This window comes from Burkholderia sp. Ax-1724 (assembly GCF_011752995.1).
Lineage (GTDB): Bacteria > Pseudomonadota > Gammaproteobacteria > Burkholderiales > Burkholderiaceae > Paraburkholderia.
Genome location: NZ_VWWL01000001.1, coordinates 74567 through 94146, shown reverse-complemented (window position 1 = coordinate 94146; position 19580 = coordinate 74567). Strand labels below are relative to the sequence as shown.

The window sequence follows — 19580 nt, the reverse complement described above, 5'->3', positions numbered from 1 at the left end:
GGCACACGGAAGGGAACGCTTCGAAAAGCGCGCACAAGGCCTTGCCGGACCGGCCGGCGGCAGCCGCAAAGCGGCACGCGGACAGGGTTTGCAGGAGGTCCGCCGACGCTTTTCCGTGTGTTACATTCCATAGTTAATCCGCAAAACTACCATACGCCCAGCCGACGCAGCATGTCCGAGCGAAACGAATCCGTCGACCCGCACGCCACCGAGCAGCTCCGGCACGCGAGCGGAAGCGACCACGTCGTGCTGCGCCGGATCTTGCGGGTGGTCCTCACGCTCGCGCTCGTCCTCTATTTCATCGCCACGGGGCTGTTCCTCGGCCTGCGCTACGTGGTGCTGCCGCGCATCGACATGTTCCGGCCGCGCATCGAAGCGGTGGTCTCCGAGAAGCTGCGCACGCAATTCACCATCGGGCGGCTCGCGCCGCATTGGAGCGGCTTCCAGCCGGGCCTCGACGTCACGAACCTGGTCATCCGCGATCGCGACGGCCACGCCGCGCTGACGATTCCGCACGCAACCGCGACGGTCTCATGGCGCTCGCTGTGGCAGTTCCAACCGGCGCTGTCGAGCCTGATCGTCGATCAGCCGGACGTGCTGGTCGCGCGCAGCGACGACGGCGTGCTGTCGGTCGCGGGCGTGCCGGTGCCGACCCGGCATAGCGGCAACGACGCGCTTTCCACCTGGCTCCTGCGCCAGCAGGCGATCGTCGTGCGCGGCGGCGTGCTGCGCTGGCGCGACGCGCTGCGCGAGGCGCCGGAACTCGCGCTGCGCGACATCCGCATCGCGATCCTCAACGACGGCTACGACCACCGCATGGCGCTGCAGGCGCCGCCCGACGGCCAGGTGCTAAAGGGGCCGCTCGACTTCCGCACGCACTTCCGGCACGCGCCGCTTTCCGAGATCGGCAAGCCGATCAACTGGAAAGGCCAGGCGTACATCTCGACCGGCACCGTCGATCTGCCGACGCTCGCGCGCTACATCAAATTCCCGATCGAGACGTTCGCCGGCCGCATCGACAACGCCATCTGGATCGACTTCTCCGACGGCCGCATGACGGCGGCGGGCGGCCGGCTCAACGGCACCGACATCGCGCTGCGCGTGCGGCCGACCCAGCCGCGGCTGCTCGTGCCGGTCGCCCATTTCCTGTGGCACGTCGAAGCCACCGAAGGCGACTACCGACTGCAGCTCTCGGACCTGAGCGCCGAACTCGGCCAGCCGCCGCTCGACGACGGCACGCCGCTCACGCGCCTGCTCCAGTTCCACACGCTCGATGGCCGGTTCCGGGCCGCGACGCAGCAGCACGGGCAACTGCTCGGCGTCAGCGGCGATCACGTCGACCTCGGCATCCTCGCCGAATTCAGCCGCGCGCTGCCGTTGCCGCGGCGCTTCCTGAACGGGCTCGTGCGCATCAATCCGCGCGGGCTCGTCGCCAACTACGTGATCGAAGTGGAGCGCGGCAAGCCGGAATCCGGCGAGGTAGGCAGCGACCGTCGGCCGGCCGGCGCGGAGCCGATCGAGCGCTATCGCTTCAAGGGCGATCTGCAGGGCATCAGCTTCGCCGCCCAGGAGCCGGGGCCGGGGCTCACGCCGCGCGGCCATCCGCGCGCCGGCATACCGGGCATCGAAAACCTGTGGGGCAACGTCGACGCCGACGAGAAAGGCGGCCATGCACTGCTCGATACCTCGAACGTGGCGATTACGCTGCCGGGCGTGTTCGACGATCCGCGCCTGAAGCTCGACCGGCTGCACGCCCGCGCCGACTGGGTCATGGGCGCGAAGGCGCCGGGCGACAACCGGCCGGCCTTCAGCCTCAAGCTCGCGGACGTCGCGGTCTCCAACGCCGACGTCGCGGCCACCGCCGCCGCCAATTACAGCAACCCCGGCCACGGCCGCGGCTCGCTCGACCTCAAGGCCGACTTCCAGCGCGCGCAGGTCACGCGCATCGTGCGCTATCTGCCGACCTCCGTCAGCGAGAAGCTGCGCATCTATCTGGGCCACGGACTGCAGGCGGGCATCTCGCGCGGCGCCACGATCGAAGTGCACGGCGACCTGACCCAGTTCCCCTATTCGCGCGATCCCGCCGCCGGCATCTTCCATATCGTCGCGCCGTTCCGGGGCGGCCGCTTCGACCCGACGCCCTACCCGCCGCGCAACATGAGGAACGGCACGCCGAACCTGTGGCCGGCGCTCGACGACATCGACGGCGTGTTCGAACTGAAGCAGAACGTGCTGCGCTTCGACATCGAGCGCGGACGCTACAAGCGCGTCGCGCTCACCGGCGTGCGTGGCAGAATCGCCGACCTCGGCACGAAAAGCTCGAACCTGGTCATCCAGGGCAATGGCCGCGGCCCGCTCGCCGACATGCTCGACTACGTGAACGACAGCTCGCTCGGCATCATGGCGCGGCACCAGACCGAGAAAATCCGCGCCGACGGCGCCGCATCGCTCGCGCTCAAGCTGACGATCCCGCGCACGCCCAAGCCGCATATCGGCGTGGAAGGCGCGCTCGGCTTCCTCGATAACCGCCTGAGCATGAACAACGTGCCGCCGCTGTCGCAACTGAACGGCCGGGTGCGCTTCACCGAGCACACGGCCGAGGTCGAGCGGCTCTCCGCGCAGTTCCTCGGCGGCGACCTGCACGCGAACGGCGGCTTGCGCCAGAACGGCACGTACGCGCTCTCGCTGAACGGCCACATTGCCGTCGATGCCGCGCGCGGGCTCGATCTGCATGGCCCGGCCGGGCAGGTGTTGACGCGCCTGAGCGGCAGAGCGCCCTATGCGCTGAAGGTGAACGGCGCGAAGGGAAGCCTGCCGCAGGTCAGCGCCGATTCCGACCTGAGCGGCCTCGCGCTCGATTTCCCGGCGCCGTTCGACAAGCCGCTCGGCACGCCGATGCCGCTGCACTTCACCGTCAGCCCGGCGACGACGCCCGGCGACGCCGGTCTCGAACGCGCCGACCTCGCGTTCGGGCCGATCGCCGCCACGTACCTGCTGCGCTACGCGCCGAAGGTGCAGCCCAATACGCCGCCGGCGGTCGTGCGCGGCGCGGTCGGCGTGAACCGGCCGGCGGAGCTGCCGGCCGACGGCGTGGTCGCCGCGGTCGATCTCAAGGAATTCGACGCCGACGCGTGGCGCCTGCTCTTCGCGCAATTGCGTAACAACGGCAGCGCCGGCGCGCCCGCAGCAAACGCCAATGCTGCCGCCACAAGCACCGCGGCGCCCACTCCGGCCGCCGCGCCGCCACAGCCCAACCCCGCGCTCACGCAATTCCTGCCGAGCCGCTTCGCGTTGCACGTCGACACGCTGACGCTGCTCAAGCGCCACTGGGACAACGTGATCGTCGGCGCATCGCGCGCGGACCGCACCTGGCAGGCGAACATCGCCTCGAACCAGGTGTCGGGCCACGTGTCGTGGCTACCGGGCGCGACCCGCGACTCGCCGGGCTCGCTGCAGGCGCGCTTTGCGCGCGTCGTAATTCCGTCGGTCGCGGACAAGGATCTGCTCGGCCCGGCGATGTCGGCGCCCGCGCAAAACATGCCGTCGATCGATCTGGTCGTGAACGAGCTGATCGTGCGCGACCGCAACATCGGCAAACTCGAAGTCGACGCGCACAACTTCGAGGAAAACGGCGTGCCGGTTTGGCAACTCGACAAGTTCGACGTCACCAATCCCGCCGCGACACTAAGCGCGACCGCGAACTGGCGCACCTCGACCGAACTCGCCAGTTCCGCCGACGAAACCACGCCGCGCCGCACCGTGTTCGATTTCAAGCTCGACATCAAGGATGCCGGCGCGCTGCTCGAACGCCTCGGCCTGCCGAAGACGCTCAAGGGCGGCAGCGGTTCGCTGGCGGGCAAGGCCGCCTGGCAAGGCGGTCCGGCGAGGATCGACTATTCGACGCTGAACGGCAACCTCGCGCTCGATCTGCGTCACGGCCAGATTCTCAAGATCGATCCGGGCGTCGCAACGCTGCTCGGCGTGCTGAGCCTGCAAAGCCTCGCGCGCATCGCCACGCTCGATTTCCGCGACGTGATCGGCGAAGGGCTGCCGTTTTCGAGCGTGACCGGCACCGCGCAGATTCACGACGGCATCGCCCGCACCGACAACTTCAGAATGGTGACCGCGCCGGCGCGCGCCGAGATGGCCGGCTCGGTCGACATCGCGCAGAAAACCCAGGACCTGCACCTGCACGTCGTGCCGACCGTCAGCGCGGGCTCCGCGGTGATCGCCGCGACGGTCGTCAATCCGCTGATCGGCCTCGGCGCGCTGATCGCCGATATCGCGCTCACCCACGGGGTGTCGCACGTGTTCGCGCGCGAGTACACGATCACGGGCTCGTGGGCGAAACCGCACATCGAGCGAGTGACGACCGAACGGGGTAAGATGGACGCTCCGGCTTCGACCGTGGAAGCGCCCTGAGCCGCGTTCGAGCCCGCCCTGAACGACGCATGCGGCGTCCGCGGTTCGCACCGCCGCTGTGCCGGGAGCCTTTCGACACGCTCATGAGCGAAACACACGTCTCTTCATCGCCGTCCGCCGCGGCATCCGGCGGCTCCTTCATCAGCCCCTTCCGGGTCGCCGCGCTGCAGATGGTCAGCACGCCCGATCGCGTGCGCAATCTCGCCGACGCGGAACGCCTGATCGCCGAAGCCGCCGACGACGGCGCGCAACTCGTGCTGCTGCCCGAATACTTCTGCTTCATGGGCTTCAAGGACACCGACAAGCTCGCCGTGCGCGAGCCCTACCAGGACGGCCCGATCCAGCGCTTTCTCGCCGACGCGGCGCGCCGCCACAAGCTCTGGGTGATCGGCGGCACGCTGCCGCTCACCGCGCCGGAAGCCTCGCGCGTGCTGAACACGACGCTCGTGTTCGACCCGCACGGCAACGAAGCCGCGCGCTACGACAAGATTCACTTGTTCAACTTCGAGAAGGGCGAAGAATCGTTCGACGAAGCGCGCACGATCCGCCCCGGCACCGAGGTACGCGGCTTCGAGGCGCCGTTCGGCCGGGTCGGCCTGTCGGTCTGCTACGATCTGCGCTTTCCGGAGCTGTATCGGCGCATGGGCGACTGCGCGCTGATCGTGGTGCCGTCCGCCTTCACCTACACGACCGGCCGCGCGCACTGGGAGCTGCTGCTGCGCACCCGTGCGATCGAAAACCAGTGCTATGTGCTCGCCGCGGCGCAAGGCGGCAAACATGAGAACGGCCGCCGCACCTGGGGCCACAGCATGCTGATCGACCCGTGGGGCGAAATCGTCGCGGTGCGCGACGAAGGCGCCGGCGTGGTCGCCGGCAACCTCGAACGCGCGCGGATCGACGAAGTGCGGCAGAGCCTGCCGGCCTGGCGTCATCGCGTGCTGACCTGAATCCGACATTGAAACTGCGGCGCCCGCCACGCATATGGTGGCTCAGGCGCTCCCCGCCCCCCTCGTATCGAGCAGAACATATTTCGCATGAACATCATCGAACCCGGTATCCGTAATCTCGCCGCCGCCAAGGACATTCTCCTCACGCCCTATGGTCTCGACGAGTCGCTGCTCACGCGCACGCTCGCCGAAATCTTCACGCACCGCGTCGACTACGCGGATCTCTACTTCCAGGCAACCCGCAGCGAAGCGTGGAGCCTCGAGGAAGGCATCGTGAAGTCGGGCAGCTTCAGCATCGATCAGGGCGTCGGCGTGCGCGCCGTGTCGGGCGACCGCACCGCGTTCGCCTACTCGGACGACCTTTCGCCCGAGGCGATCCGCCAGGCGGCCATCGCCACGCGCGCGATCGCCAGATCGGGCGGCGGCAAGCAGAAAATCAAGGTGGCCTCGTCGCTGACCGGCATCGCCGGGCGCGATCTGTACCTGCCGTCCGATCCGCTCCATTCGCTCGACGCGACCGCGAAGGTCAAGCTGCTCGAGCGCATCGAACAAATGGCGCGCGGCCGCGATCCGCGCATCCAGCAGGTGATGGCGGGCCTCGCCGGCGAATACGACGTGGTGCTCGTCGCGCGCAGCGACGGCGGCTTCGCGGCCGACATCCGGCCGCTCGTGCGCGTCTCGGTCACCGTGATCGCCGAGCAGAACGGCCGCCGCGAAATCGGCAGCGGCGGCGGCGGCGGGCGTTTCGACTACGGCTATTTCACCGACGAAGTGCTGTCGCGCTACGTCGACGACGCGGTGCATGCGGCGCTCGTCAATCTCGACGCGCGGCCGGCGCCGGCCGGCGCGATGACGGTCGTGCTCGGCCCGGGCTGGCCCGGCGTGCTGCTGCACGAGGCGATCGGCCACGGGCTCGAGGGCGACTTCAACCGCAAGGGTTCGTCGGCGTTCGCGGGACGCATCGGCGAGCAGGTCGCCGCGAAGGGCGTCACCGTGGTCGACGACGGCACGCTGCCGAACCGCCGCGGCTCGCTCAACATCGACGACGAAGGCAACCCGACCCAATGCACGACGCTGATCGAGGACGGCATCCTGAAGGGCTACATCCAGGACACGCTGAACGCGCGCCTGATGAAGATGCCGGTCACCGGCAACGCGCGGCGCGAATCGTACGCGGCGCTGCCGATGCCGCGCATGACCAACACCTACATGCTGAACGGCGACAAGGACCCGCAGGAAATTCTCGCGTCCGTGAAGAACGGCCTCTATGCGGTGAACTTCGGCGGCGGCCAGGTCGACATCACGAACGGCAAGTTCGTGTTCTCGGCTTCCGAGGCCTACATGATCGAGAACGGCAAGATCACGTATCCGGTCAAGGGCGCGACGCTGATCGGCAGCGGCCCGGAATCGCTGAAGTACGTCACGATGATCGGCAACGACATGAAGCTCGATTCGGGTGTCGGCGTGTGCGGCAAGGAAGGCCAGAGCGTGCCGGTGGGCGTCGGCCAGCCGACGCTGCGCATCGAGCGCATGACGGTCGGCGGCACCGCCTGATTCTGCAAGTCATGCACGTTTCGTGCGAAAAAAGTGCGAAACGTGCGGATTACCCGCATTTTTATAGGCCCATGCTTGTCAAGCGAGCCTGTACCGGGTTATAAAGTCACTCACCTTTTTTGACCAGCAACGCATTTCACCTCGCCATGTCCGCCAAGTTTTATTTTTACTTTTTTTGGTATCTCAGACCGCTGGCGGATCGAGAGGGGTGTTAGTGCACGCAGGACACCAAGAATTCCCGAAAAACCGCCAGCCAGCCTGGCGGTTTTTTTTCGCCTCACGCTTTTGAAGCCTTGCTTCCAGACGAACTTTGACACCCGCTACTCACGCGAACACGCTACGAACTACGAACCGATTCAGGAGAACCCCATGCCCCCGCACAACACCGACGATGTCCGCATCCGCGAATTGAAAGAACTCACGCCGCCCGCTCACCTGATTCGCGAATTCCCGTGCGACGAGTCGGTCTCCAACGTGATCTACGACTCGCGCAACGCGATGCATCGCATTCTGCATGGCATGGACGACCGCCTGATCGTCGTGATCGGCCCGTGCTCGATTCACGATCCGAAGGCCGCGATCGAATACGCAGGACGTCTGATCGAACAGCGCAAGCGCTTCGCCGGCGAACTCGAAGTCGTGATGCGCGTGTACTTCGAAAAGCCGCGCACGACGGTGGGCTGGAAGGGCCTCATCAACGATCCGCACATGGACAACAGCTTCAAGATCAACGACGGCCTGCGCGCCGCGCGCGAGCTGCTGTTGCACATCAACGAACTCGGCCTGCCCGCCGGCACCGAATACCTCGACATGATCAGCCCGCAGTACATCGCCGATCTGATCTCGTGGGGCGCGATCGGCGCGCGGACCACCGAGTCGCAGGTGCACCGCGAACTGGCTTCGGGACTGTCGTGCCCGGTCGGCTTCAAGAACGGCACGGACGGCAACGTGAAGATCGCCGTCGACGCGATCAAGGCCGCCTCGCAGCCGCACCATTTCCTCTCGGTCACGAAGGGCGGCCACTCGGCGATCGTGTCGACGGCCGGCAATGAGGATTGCCACGTGATCCTGCGCGGCGGCAAGGCGCCGAACTACGACGCCGACAGCGTCAACGCCGCCTGCGCCGACATCGGCAAGGCAGGTCTCGCCGCACGCCTGATGATCGACGCGAGCCACGCGAACAGCTCGAAGAAGCACGAGAACCAGATTCCGGTGTGCGCGGACATCGGCCGCCAGATCGCCGCGGGCGACGAGCGGATCGTCGGCGTGATGGTCGAGTCGCACCTCGTGGCGGGCCGCCAGGATCTGCAGGAAGGCGGCACGCTCACGTACGGCCAGAGCGTTACCGATGCGTGCATCGGCTGGGACGAAAGCGTCACGGTGCTCGAAGGTCTCGCCGAAGCCGTCAGGCAGCGCCGCGTGGCACGCGGCAGCGGCAACTGAACGCCTGCCGCGCCGCTGCTCCGGCAGTTCGTCAGTCATCCGTAGAAAACCCGGTTCGGCTTCGAACCGGGTTTTTTATTGGCCGAACGGACGATGGTGCTGCGCGCGCCGCCTCTGTACCGTAACAGCTCGTTGTCCGCTTGCATGTGACGCCTTCGCAACGCGTGCGTACCTGACTCAGAGGCATGCAAACGGACTTGACCGGGCTGGATGGCTCGTATAATATTTTATACACAAAAGCGGTTATGGAGCAGGAAAAAGAAATTCGCTGATTAGGTTCGAGCTTGCGCGATCTGCTCGCCTTTCCCGCTGAAGCACGTCGTCGCGCGGGGTTTCAACTGCACAAGATTCAGGCGGGACTCGACCCCGACGACTGGAAAGCGTTCGACTCGATCGGCACCGGAACGCGCGAAATCCGCATCAAAGACGAAGACGGCATTTTTCACGTGATGTATGTGAGTAAGTTTGTCGAAGCGATCTACGTGCTGCATTGTTTTCAGAAGAAAACGCAGAAGCTCGGGCCGCGAGACAAAAAGATCGCCGAGATGCGCTACCGCGCGATCATTAACGATAGGAAACCTTATCAATGACGACCGACACCCGCATTCGCCACGTCACCCAACCCGGTGCGAATCTGTTTCTCGAACTCGGCTTTTCCGCCGAAGAAGCGAAGCGCCTGCACGCGGCGTCGCAAAAGCAGATCAACGACACGCGCCTGCTCAAGGAGCAGCTCATGACCGAGCTGTCGAGCTGGATCGAACAGCATCATCTGAAGCAGGCCGAGGCGGCGGAAATTCTGATGGTGTCGCGCCCGCGCGTATCCGACGTGGTCAACAAGAAAACCACCAAGTTCACGATCGACACGCTCGTCGAAATGATGAGCCGCATCGGCAAGCCGGTTACGCTCGCGATCGGCTAACGCGGGGCCCGGTGCCTGATGCCATGCGCACCCGCGCACCATTCGCTCAATTGCACTCAATGCGTGCCGCGATCGTGCTGCCATAGCACGTCGGTGCCGCCATCCGCGCGATTGAGCACGCGCGCGAGCACGAACAGCAGATCGGACAGCCGGTTCACATATTGACGCGGCGCCGCGTTGATTGCCTCATGCTCGCCGAGCGCCACGATCGCGCGTTCGGCGCGGCGGCAGACGGTGCGGCACACATGCGCGAGCGCTGCGGCGCGCGAGCCGCCGGGCAGAATGAATTCCTTCAGCGGCGGTAATGCGGCGTTGTAGTCGGCGAGCCAGCCGTCGAGCTGGGCGAGATGCCGCTCGGTAATCATCGTGTGGCCGGGAATGCAGAGCTCGCCGCCCAGATCGAACAGATCGTGCTGGATCGCCACCAGCGCCGCGCGCACGCCGTCGGGCAGGCTCTCGCACAACAGCACGCCGAGTTGCGAATTGAGTTCGTCGACATCGCCGATCGCGGCAATGCGCGCGCTGTCCTTGCGCACGCGGCGGCCGTCGCCGAGACCGGTGGTGCCGTCATCGCCGGTGCGAGTGGCGATCTTGCTCAGGCGGTTGCCCATGATGTCCCCCATACGTTCAGTGGCGATACGCCCACCACGTTTATCCATATTGCTCGCATCGCGAAATCGCCGCCATTATATGAGCCGGGAAGCCGAGCCGAGCGCGGACCGGTGCCGGCCCACGGACGATCGGCGTAAAATGAAATGAATGCGGCACACATAAGCCGTGCCCTCAAAAATCTTTCATGAAATCGGAGTAAGCGCTTTGCATGAAACCGAAGCAGGAGCTTCGCCGGGAACCGAATGACGCGCGAGAGCGCTCACTTCGGCCAACCGCAGGCACCACTCGGGTCGACCGCCAAGCCGCCCACTCCGTTCGACAGGAGACATGCGTGAACCATCCCGTGCCGCCGGCCCCGCTGCGCCGGCCGTTTCCCGCCGAACTGCTGAACCAGCTCAAAGCCGCGTTCGGTGAACGCGTGTCGGTTGCCGAAGCCGTGTGCGCGCATCATGGCCGCGACGAATCGCCATTCGATCCCCAGTTGCCCGACGCCGTCGTCTTCGCGCACACGACCGAAGACGTGCAAACCGCCGTCAAGCTATGCGGCCAGTACGACGTGCCGATCATTCCGTACGGCAACGGCTCGTCGCTCGAAGGGCATCTGCTCGCGGTGCAAGGCGGCGTGTCGATCGATCTGTCGGCCATGAACCGCGTGCTGTCGATCAACGCCGAGGACCTCACCGTCACCGTCGAGCCCGGCATCTCGCGCAAGCAGTTGAACGAAGCACTGCGCGACACGGGCCTCTTCTTCCCGATCGATCCGGGTGCCGACGCGAGCATCGGCGGCATGTCGGCCACGCGCGCGTCGGGCACCAATGCCGTGCGCTACGGCACGATGCGCGAAAACGTGCTCGGCCTCGCGGTCGTGCTGGCCGATGGCCTCGTCATCAAAACCGGCACGCGCGCGCGCAAATCGTCGGCGGGGTATGACCTCACGCGGCTCTTCGTCGGCTCCGAAGGCACGCTCGGCGTCATCACCGAAATCACGGTGCGGCTTTATCCGCAGCCCGAAGCGGTATCGGCCGCGATATGCGCGTTCCCGTCGATGGGCGATGCAGTGCGCGCGGTCATCGAGACGATCCAGATCGGCGTGCCGATCGCGCGCGTCGAGTTCGTCGACTCGCTCGCGGTGCGCTCGATCAACCGCCACTCGAATCTGACGCTGCGCGAAGCCCCCACGCTGTTCTTCGAATTCCACGGCACCGAGGCCGGCGTCAAGGAACAGGCCGAACTCGTGCAGGACATCGCCGCGCAAAATTCCGGCGAGGGTTTCGAATGGGCGACGCGCCCCGAAGACCGCAGCCGTTTGTGGAACGCGCGTCACAGCGCCTATTTTGCGATGCTGCAACTGAAGCCCGGCTGCCGTGCGGTCACGACCGATGTCTGCGTGCCGATCTCACGCCTCGCCGAATGCGTGGTGGAAACGGAGCAGGATCTGAAGGCCTCGCCGCTGCCCTGCCCGATCGTCGGCCATGTCGGCGACGGCAACTTCCACGTCGCGATCCTGATCGACCCGGACAAGCCCGAGGAACTCGAAGAAGCCGAGCGCCTGAACCATCGCATCGTGCAGCGCGCGCTGCGCATGGACGGCACCTGCACCGGCGAGCATGGCGTCGGCCTGCACAAGATGCGCTTCCTGCTCGAGGAACACGGCGACGTCGCGGTCGATACGATGCGCTCGATCAAGCATGCGCTCGACCCGCGCAATCTGATGAACCCGGGCAAGATATTCAGCTGGGCGGCCTGACGCAGACCGGGCACGCCGGAAGCGGCGGCCGCCACATCGGGCGGCGGTCGCGCCGGCCTCGAAACGCGGTGGCCCGGAACGATGTGACTCAAAACGCCGTGACCCGGAACGACGTGACTCGAAGCGAATCGGCTCGCAACGAGGCCGCCTGAAACAACCGGCTCGAACGAAGAGCCGGATCGGCAAAAGCAAGGGGAGACAAGTTACATGAACGCACCCGCTGAACTGTCGGCCGAAGTACTCGCCCAGCGCCAGCGCGAAGTCGTGCAGGCGCTGATGGCCGTGTTGCCGAATCATTGTTTGCTGTATCGCGAGGAAGACACCGTCGCGTACGAATGCGACGGCCTCGCCGCTTACCGGCGTCTGCCGCTCGCGGTTGCGTTGCCGGAAACCGAATCGCAGGTGCAACGCATCGTGCAGATCTGCCATCGCCTCGGCGTGCCGATCGTGCCGCGCGGCGCGGGCACCGGCCTCTCGGGTGGCGCCATGCCGATCCGGCATGGCGTGGTCGTGTCACTCGCGCGCTTCAGGAAAATCGTCGAGGTCGACTCGTATGCGCGTACCGCCACGGTGCAGCCGGGCGTGCGCAATCTCGCGATCTCCGAAGCCGCGGCGCCTTACGGGCTCTACTACGCGCCGGACCCGTCCTCGCAGATCGCCTGCACGATCGGCGGCAACGTGTCAGAGAATTCGGGCGGCGTGCACTGCCTGAAATACGGCCTCACGGTGCACAACGTACTGCGCGTGCGCGCGGTGACGATGGAAGGCGAGATCGTCGAATTCGGCTCGCTCGCGCCGGACGCGCCCGGGCTCGATCTGCTCGCGGTGCTGATCGGCAGCGAGGGTATGTTCGCGATCGTCACCGAGGTCACAGTCAAGCTGATCCCGAAGCCGCAGACGGCGCAGGTCATCATGGCCAGTTTCGACGACGTCGTGAAAGGCGGCGACGCGGTGGCCGGCATCATCGCGGCGGGCATCATTCCGGCCGGCCTCGAGATGATGGACAAGCCGGCCACGCGCGCGGTCGAGGAATTCGTCAACGCGGGCTACGACCTCGACGCGGCGGCGATCCTGCTGTGCGAATCGGACGGCACGCCCGACGAGGTCGCCAACGAGATCGTGCGCATGACCGCGGTACTGCGCGAACACGGTGCAACCCGCATCCAGATTTCGCGCACGGAAGAGGAACGGTTGCGCTTCTGGTCCGGGCGCAAAAACGCGTTTCCGGCGGCCGGCCGCATTTCGCCGGACTACTACTGCATGGACGGCACCGTGCCCCGCCGCAGTATCGGACCGCTGCTCGCGCGCATCGAAGAGATGGAGAAAAAATACCGGCTGCGCTGCATCAACGTGTTCCATGCCGGCGACGGCAACATGCATCCGCTGATCCTCTTCAACGGCAACGACAAGGACGAGTGGCACCGCGCCGAGGAATTCGGTTGCGACATCCTCGAAGCCTGCGTGGAACTGGGTGGCACGGTCACGGGCGAGCATGGCGTCGGCATCGAGAAGATCAATTCGATGTGCGTGCAGTTCTCGCCCGAGGAACGCGACACGTTCCACGCGGTCAAGCGCGCATTCGACGCGCCCGGCCTGCTGAACCCCGACAAGGGTATTCCCACGCGGGCGCGCTGCGCCGAATACGGCAAGATGCATGTGCGCGGCGGGCTGCTGCCCCACCCTGAGCTGCCGCGCTTCTAGCGTCCGGCTTCTAGGGTCCGTTACCGCTCGCATCGTTCATGCTCGCATCGCGCATGAAGCGCGCACCGCAAAAGGCGGGGCAGGCGCTCCGTTGCATAGCGCCTGCCCCGCCTTTCGCGGTCCCTTCAGCCGATCTGCCGATGCGGGTGCGCTCCTGGTTGCCAGCGAGCCCCCGCCCGGTACAATCAACCGAAACACAACGAGCAGGACACCATGGAAGAGGACGACATCGTCGCCGTTTGGTCCGAACGCGTGCGTTCGGCCAGCGCAGAAGGACGCGCGCTGCGCGTCCGGGGCGGCGGCACCAAAGACTGGTACGGTCAGACGCTGGAAGGTGAGATCCTCGACACGCGCGCTTATCGCGGCATCATCGCCTACGATCCGGCCGAGCTCGTCATCACCGCGCGCGCGGGTACGCCCCTGCTGGAGATCGAAGCCGCGCTCGCCGAGCACGACCAGATGCTCCCGTTCGAGCCGCCGCACTTCGGGCCGCAGGCCACCTTCGGCGGCTGCATCGCCGCGGGCATTTCCGGGCCGCGCCGCCCGGCCGTCGGCGCGGCGCGCGACTTCGTGCTCGGCGCCGTCGTCATGAACGGCCAGGGCCAGGTGCTGCATTTCGGCGGCCAGGTCGTGAAGAACGTCGCCGGTTACGACGTCTCGCGGCTGCTGGCGGGCTCGCTCGGCACGCTCGGACTGATCCTCGAACTGTCGGTCAAGGTGCTGCCGCTGCCGCAGGCCGAAGCCACGCTGAAGTTCGACATGAACGGCACCGACGCGGTCCGCAAGCTCAACGAATGGGCCGGCCGGCCGCTGCCGATCACCGCGAGCGCATGGCGCAACGGCACGCTCGCCGTGCGGCTCGCGGGCGCGGAAGCCGCGGTCAAGGCGGCGCGCGCGGCGCTCGACGGCGAAGTCGTCGATGCGGTCGAGGCCGAGCGTTTCTGGGCCGGCCTGCGCGAGCAGACCGATGCGTTCTTCTCGGCGATCCCGCCGAAGGCCGCGCTGTGGCGTCTCGCGCTGCCGTCGATCACCGAGCCGCTGCAACTGCCCGGCGCGCAGCTGATGGAATGGGGCGGCGGCCAGCGCTGGTGGATCACCGACACCGACGCGCAAACCGTGCGCATCAGCGCGAAGCAGGCCGGCGGCCACGCGACGATCTTCCGCAGCGGCCACGGCTACGACCGCAGCGCCGGCGTCTTCACGCCGCTGCCCACGCCGCTGATGAAAATCCATCGCGGCCTCAAACACGCCTTCGACCCGGCCCGCATCTTCAATCGCGGCCGTCTCTACCCCGACTTCTGAGCGACGCGATGCAAACCAACCTCGCGGACTTCATTCGCAATACGCCCGATGGCAACGAAGCGGACGCCATCCTGCGCAAGTGCGTGCATTGCGGTTTCTGCACGGCCACCTGTCCGACCTACCAGTTGCTCGGCGACGAACTCGACGGCCCACGCGGGCGCATCTATCTGATCAAGCAGATGGTCGAAGGCGCGCCGGTCACGCGCAGCACGCAGGTCCACCTCGACCGCTGCCTCACCTGCCGCAACTGCGAATCGACGTGCCCGTCCGGCGTGCAATACGGGCGGCTCGTCGAAATCGGCCGCAAGCTCACCGAAGAGAAAGTCAGGCGCCCGCTCAACCAGCGGCTGCTGCGCCGCGTGCTCGCGAGCGTCGTGCCGAACAGCGTGATCTTCACGCCGGCGATGCGGCTCGGCCAGCGCGTGCGCCGCATTCTGCCGAAAAAGCTGCGCGACAAGGTGCCCGCGCGGCAGAACCCGCTCGCATGGCCCGCCGCGAAACACGAACGCAAGATGCTGATGCTGGCGGGCTGCGTGCAACCGTCGATGATGCCGAACGTCAACATCGCGACCGCGCGCGTGCTCGATGCGCTCGGCATCGAAACGGTGGTCGCGCCCGAGGCCGGCTGCTGCGGCGCGATCCGCCTGCACCTCGGCTATCACGACGAAGCGCTCGACGACCTGCGCGCCAATATCGACGCATGGTGGCCGCACGTCGAACAGGGCGCCGAGGCGATCGTGATGAACGCCTCGGGCTGCGGCGCGACGGTCAAGGAATACGCGCATCTGCTGCGCCACGATCCCGAATACGCGGAGAAAGCGCGCCGCATCGTCGAGCTGACGCGCGACGTCGCGGAAATACTGCCGGAGTTCGAGGAACAGCTTGTCGCGATCACGCGGCGCCGCTCGGTGCACACGGTCGCGTTTCATCCGCCCTGCACGCTGCAGCACGGCCAGCAGATACGCGGCAAGGTCGAGCAGTTGCTGAGCGCGCTCGGCGTCGACGTGCGCCTGCCCGCCGACAGCCATCTGTGCTGCGGCTCGGCCGGCACCTATTCGCTGACGCAGCCGCGTCTCTCGTACGCGCTGCGCGATCAGAAGCTCGAGCGGCTGCAGGCGCAGGAGCCGCAGGTGATCGTGTCGGCGAACGTCGGCTGCATCGCGCATCTGCAAAGCGGCACGTCGACGCCGGTCGCGCACTGGATCGAGCTGGTCGAGCACATGCTGTCCGTATAATCGGGGCATCGTCTTCGCTGAACACCGGCTCGCTCCATGTCCGACCTGCTCCACCACCTCGCGCACAACCTCGCCGACGTGCGGCAGCGCATTGCCGAAGCCGCGCGGGCGGCCAGGCGCGATGCGCAATCCGTGCGGCTGCTCGCGGTCTCCAAGACGTTTCCCGCCGATGCCGTGCGCGCCGCCCATGCGGCCGGCCAGCGCGCGTTCGGCGAGAACTACGTGCAGGAATCGCTCGACAAGATCGAGGCCTTGGCCGATCTGCGCGCGTCGCTCGAATGGCATTTCATCGGGCCGCTGCAATCGAACAAGACGCGCCCCGTCGCCGCGCATTTCGACTGGGTGCATTCGGTCGACCGGCTCAAGATCGCGCAGCGGCTCTCCGAGCAGCGCCCCGACAACCTGGCGCCGCTTAACGTGTGCCTGCAAGTCAACGTCAGCGGCGAGGCGTCGAAGAGCGGTGTCGGCATCGCCGAGGCGGCGGAAATCGCGCAGCAGATCGCCGCGCTGCCAAAGCTGAAGCTGCGCGGACTGATGTCGATTCCCGAACCGGCCGGCGATCTCGCAGCACAACGCGCGCCGCATCGCGAATTGCGCGCGCTGTTCGAACGCCTGCGCGGCGACGGGCTCGCACTCGACACGCTCTCGATGGGCATGTCGGCCGACCTCGAAGCCGCCGTGCTCGAAGGCGCGACGATCGTGCGCGTCGGCACCGCGATTTTCGGCGCGCGCGATTATTCGCACTGAGCTTTTTCCCGGGCATTCGCGCGCGGCTGCGCGAGCGCCCTCGTCGCATTCCCGCTTCTTATCTGAACCTCACCGGACCATCATGAAAATTGCGTTTATCGGCGGCGGCAACATGGCCGCGGCGTTGATCGGCGGCCTCATCAAGCGCGGCGTCGCGCCGGCTGATCTGTACTCGATCGATCCGAACGAAGACGCGCGCAAGCGCAACGAAGAGCAATTCGGCATCCGCACCGGCGCGAGCGCCGACAGCGCGCTCGCCGCCTACGACGCGGTCGTGCTCGCGGTGAAGCCGCAAATCCTCAAGAGCGTGGCCGAAGCACTCGCGCCGCATCTGCAGGCGTCGCAACTGGCCGTGAGCATCGTCGCGGGCATCCGCATCGCCGACATGTCGCGCTGGCTCGGCGGCCACGGCCGCATCGTGCGCGTGATGCCGAATACGCCGGCGCTGATCGGCATGGGCGTGACGGGCCTCGTCGCCACGCAGAGCGTCGACGAAGCGGGCCGCGCGCTCGCGTCGCAGGTGCTCGGTGCGGTCGGCGAAACGGTCTGGTTCGACGACGAAGCGAAGATCGACGCGGTCACCGCGATCTCGGGCAGCGGGCCGGCCTATGTGTTCTATTTCATCGAGGCGCTGCAGGAAGCCGCGCGCCAGCTCGGCATGGACGAAGCGCAGGGCCGCGCGCTCGCGGTCGCGACCTTCACCGGCGCCGCGCAACTGGCGGCCAATTCCGACGAGCCGCCGGGCGTGCTGCGCGAACGCGTGACGTCGAAAGGCGGCACGACCGCGGCGGCGCTCGCCTCATTCGACGCGAGCGGCATCAAGGATGCGATTGTGCGCGGCGTGCTCGCGGCGGATGCGCGTGCGAAGGAGATGGGCGAGGAGTTCGGCAAGCAGTAAGTGGCCGGGCGGCGATGGGGCGGCGGCCATGCGATGCTCGGGTAGCTATCTCGTAGCGATCGGGTCGCTATCGGGCGGCGCTCAGGCATCCGCCGGAAAACAGAGCGACGGCCTGGCGCTCGAAACCACCCGCACATCGTCACGCAGAAGCAAAAACGCCGTAGGTGGCCACCCTTCGATTCAGGGCAGGCACCTACGGCGTCGAAAAACAGCAATAGCCGCAGCGGCCGGATCAGCCGCCGCGCACGCGCATCAGAACGAAGCCGCCGCGTAATGCGCGGCAATCCCCGCGAACAGCGCGCCGCCGAGCCAGTTGTTATGGCGGAACGCGGCAAAGCACGGCATGCGCTCGCGATTGCGGATCAGCGTGTAGTGATAGATCGCGCAGCCTGCTGCCGCGGCCCAACCGATCCAGTACAGCACGCCGAAACCGAGCGTCACGCCAATGCCGACGTAAATCCCGAGCGTCACCGCGTAACACAGCATGACCGCGGCCACGTCGAAGCGGCCGAACGTCAGCGCCGAGGTGCGGATGCCGATCTTGATGTCGTCGTCGCGATCGACCATCGCGTATTCGGTGTCGTAGGCGACCGACCAGAAGATATTTGCGAGCAGCATCACCCATGCAAGCAGCGGCACGTGATCCTGGATCGCGGCGAATGCCATCGGAATGCCGAAGCCGAACGCAATGCCGAGATAGGCCTGCGGAATCGCGAAGAAACGCTTCGTGAACGGATACGAGCCGGCAACGAACAGCGCCACCACCGACAACTGCTTCGTCAACGCGTTGAGCGGCAGGATCAGCAGAAATGCGAGCAGTGACAAACCGGTGGCGAGCGCCACTGCTTCCCATGCCCTGATCTTGCCCGAGGTGAGCGGACGGTTTTCGGTGCGCTTCACATGGCGGTCGAAATCGCGGTCCGCGTAATCGTTGATCGCGCAGCCGGCCGAGCGCATCAGCACCGTACCGATCGTGAAGATCACGAGCAACTGCCAGGACGGATGGCCGCCGGACGCGATCCACAGCGCGTTGAGCGTCGGCCACAGCAACAGCAGGCTGCCGATCGGCTTGTCCATGCGCACGAGGCGCAGATACAGGGGAAGTCGTGCGAACATGGGACGGATTCGATGAAGTGCGAACACGGTCCCGCTATTTTACGGGATGTGCGTGACGCGCCCGGATTCGCGCGGCTGCGTATCGAGGTGCGACGCGAGCCGCACGACGCGTGCATGCGAACGACGCAATAGCGACGCAACGGCGGCGCAAAAAACAAAGCCCCCTGTGCAGGGGGCTCGTTCGTTGCAGCGCGACGCGGACGTTGTCCGCGTACCGGCATCAGATGCCGCTCAGGCGCAACTCAAACGCGCTTTACGCCAGCATCGAGCGCAGCATCCACGCAGTCTTTTCATGCGTCTGCATGCGTTGCGTGAGCAGGTCGGCGGTCGGTTCGTCGTTGGCGGCTTCCGTCGACGGGAAGATCGCGCGCGCGGTACGCACCACTGCTTCCTGACCTTCGACCAACTGGCGGATCATCTCTTCGGCCGCCGGCACGCCGTCGGCTTCGGGAATCGACGACAGCTTCGCGAAGTCGCGGTAGCTGCCCGGCGCATGCACGCCCAGCGCGCGGATGCGTTCGGCGATCGCGTCGACGGCGAGCGACAGTTCGTTGTATTGCGTTTCGAACATCAGGTGCAGCGTGTTGAACATCGGACCCGTGACGTTCCAGTGGAAGTTGTGGGTCTTCAGGTACAGCGTGTAGGTATCGGCGAGCAGACGCGAGAGCCCTTCCGCGATCTTCTTGCGATCCTTGTCGCTAATCCCGATGTTGACGTGCTGTACGGCTGCAGCTTCTTTCTTGGCCATGATGACTCCTTTGAAGAGTGATACGGACCGGTCGGCAAATGACGGTCAGCAGAAACGGATATAAAACGTTCGACAGTGTAGCGTGAAACCCCGCTGCGTTAGCCGGGTGCCGGGCTACGCCGTCATGCCGACGGGCACCCTGCGCCGACTTGCCTTCACCTTGCCGTCACAGCGGTGTTGCGTTGATTG

General features: G+C 66.3%; 15 protein-coding genes. 12 read left to right on the top strand and 3 right to left on the bottom strand.

Features of this window, described 5'->3' with window-relative positions; genetic code table 11:
* Positions 1-171 precede the first annotated feature (171 nt).
* The 6 genes from F3J19_RS00400 to F3J19_RS00375 all read left to right on the top strand — a co-directional run bounded on the left by F3J19_RS00400 (position 172) and on the right by F3J19_RS00375 (position 9285).
* Positions 172-4422 carry a YhdP family protein gene (locus F3J19_RS00400; protein ID WP_167036008.1) on the top strand — a complete coding sequence of 1417 codons (4251 nt, stop codon included), beginning with the start codon at positions 172-174 and terminating at the stop codon, positions 4420-4422.
* Positions 4423-4505: 83 nt separating this feature from the next.
* Entirely contained in the window at positions 4506-5369 is an 864-nt protein-coding gene (locus F3J19_RS00395) for a carbon-nitrogen hydrolase family protein (RefSeq protein WP_167036005.1), read from the top strand.
* Positions 5370-5456: 87 nt separating this feature from the next.
* Positions 5457-6923: a metalloprotease TldD gene (tldD, locus tag F3J19_RS00390; protein WP_167036002.1), complete on the top strand. Its 1467-nt coding sequence runs from the start codon at positions 5457-5459 to the stop codon at positions 6921-6923.
* A 369-nt stretch (positions 6924-7292) separates the two neighbouring features.
* Positions 7293-8366, top strand: a complete 1074-nt coding sequence (aroG, locus tag F3J19_RS00385; protein ID WP_167035999.1) for a 3-deoxy-7-phosphoheptulonate synthase AroG — start codon at positions 7293-7295, stop codon at positions 8364-8366.
* A gap of 284 nt (positions 8367-8650) precedes the next feature.
* Positions 8651-8956: a type II toxin-antitoxin system RelE/ParE family toxin gene (locus F3J19_RS00380; protein ID WP_240158601.1), complete on the top strand. Its 306-nt coding sequence runs from the start codon at positions 8651-8653 to the stop codon at positions 8954-8956.
* On the top strand, positions 8953-9285 hold the full coding sequence (locus tag F3J19_RS00375) for an XRE family transcriptional regulator (protein ID WP_167035996.1): 333 nt from the start codon (positions 8953-8955) through the stop codon (positions 9283-9285). The genes F3J19_RS00380 and F3J19_RS00375 overlap by 4 nt, the downstream gene beginning before the upstream one ends.
* 56 nt (positions 9286-9341) lie before the next feature.
* On the opposite strand, the gene F3J19_RS00370 is transcribed toward F3J19_RS00375, so the two are convergent.
* Positions 9342-9896, bottom strand: a complete 555-nt coding sequence (locus tag F3J19_RS00370; RefSeq protein ID WP_167035993.1) for a cob(I)yrinic acid a,c-diamide adenosyltransferase — start codon at positions 9894-9896, stop codon at positions 9342-9344.
* Positions 9897-10228: 332 nt separating this feature from the next.
* Here F3J19_RS00370 and F3J19_RS00365 point away from each other — a divergent pair, with 332 nt between their 5' ends.
* The 6 genes from F3J19_RS00365 to proC all read left to right on the top strand — a co-directional run bounded on the left by F3J19_RS00365 (position 10229) and on the right by proC (position 17527).
* Positions 10229-11644 carry an FAD-linked oxidase C-terminal domain-containing protein gene (locus tag F3J19_RS00365; protein WP_167035990.1) on the top strand — a complete coding sequence of 472 codons (1416 nt, stop codon included), beginning with the start codon at positions 10229-10231 and terminating at the stop codon, positions 11642-11644.
* Positions 11645-11851: 207 nt separating this feature from the next.
* Complete coding sequence (locus F3J19_RS00360; RefSeq protein WP_167035987.1) at positions 11852-13345, top strand: FAD-linked oxidase C-terminal domain-containing protein; 1494 nt, start codon at positions 11852-11854, stop codon at positions 13343-13345.
* 213 nt (positions 13346-13558) lie between these two features.
* Positions 13559-14647: a glycolate oxidase subunit GlcE gene (gene glcE, locus F3J19_RS00355; protein WP_167035984.1), complete on the top strand. Its 1089-nt coding sequence runs from the start codon at positions 13559-13561 to the stop codon at positions 14645-14647.
* Positions 14648-14655: 8 nt separating this feature from the next.
* Positions 14656-15882 (top strand): glycolate oxidase subunit GlcF, encoded by a 1227-nt coding sequence (gene glcF, locus F3J19_RS00350; RefSeq protein ID WP_167035981.1) that lies wholly within the window; start codon positions 14656-14658, stop codon positions 15880-15882.
* A 36-nt stretch (positions 15883-15918) separates the two neighbouring features.
* Complete coding sequence (locus tag F3J19_RS00345; RefSeq protein ID WP_167035978.1) at positions 15919-16629, top strand: YggS family pyridoxal phosphate-dependent enzyme; 711 nt, start codon at positions 15919-15921, stop codon at positions 16627-16629.
* Positions 16630-16711: 82 nt separating this feature from the next.
* On the top strand, positions 16712-17527 hold the full coding sequence (gene proC / locus F3J19_RS00340; RefSeq protein ID WP_167035975.1) for a pyrroline-5-carboxylate reductase: 816 nt from the start codon (positions 16712-16714) through the stop codon (positions 17525-17527).
* Positions 17528-17779: 252 nt separating this feature from the next.
* On the opposite strand, the gene ubiA is transcribed toward proC, so the two are convergent.
* Positions 17780-18643, bottom strand: a complete 864-nt coding sequence (ubiA, locus tag F3J19_RS00335; RefSeq protein ID WP_167035972.1) for a 4-hydroxybenzoate octaprenyltransferase — start codon at positions 18641-18643, stop codon at positions 17780-17782.
* Positions 18644-18896: 253 nt separating this feature from the next.
* Positions 18897-19391, bottom strand: coding sequence for a Dps family protein (locus tag F3J19_RS00330; protein ID WP_167035969.1), 495 nt, complete (start codon positions 19389-19391; stop codon positions 18897-18899).
* Between the last annotated feature and the right edge of the window lie 189 nt (positions 19392-19580).